This window comes from Streptomyces sp. SID12501 (genome assembly GCF_010550245.1).
Lineage (GTDB): Bacteria > Actinomycetota > Actinomycetes > Streptomycetales > Streptomycetaceae > Streptomyces.
Window position 1 is genome coordinate 1 of sequence record NZ_JAAGLU010000824.1, and the last position, 416, is coordinate 416.

The window sequence follows — 416 nt, forward strand, 5'->3', positions numbered from 1 at the left end:
CACGACGAGCACCTTGGGCATCCGAAGCGGGGGCGCCACGGGCAGAGCGACCGGCTGTTCGACGACAGCGAGCTGACGTTCCAGCAGATCGCAGCGCGCCTCAGCGGCATCCCGCTGCTCGTGCGCCGCTTGGAGCTCGTCCCCCAGCCGCGTCACCTCCTGCTGCAGAACGTCGCGTTCCCCCCGAAGTTCCGATACGTCGGGGTGAGCCGCTACCAGCTGGCCGGCGCGCTCGCGCTCGGAGCTGAGGGCCGCCTCCATCTGGTTGAGGCGCACCTCCAAGGAGGCGATGCGGTGCTTGCGCTCCAGCAGCGCGTCCCCGAGGACGTCGCCGCGGATGCTGGAGCGGCGTGAGACGTGGTCGGCGTCGGCCAACTGCTGTTCGATGATCTCCACCGCGTGCTTCGGGGAGGAGC

Annotated in this window: 1 pseudogene; it reads right to left on the minus strand. The window is 70.2% G+C overall.

From position 1 onward, the window contains the following. A pseudogene (locus G3I71_RS48655) lies at window positions 1-416 on the minus strand (response regulator); the annotation flags it as partial.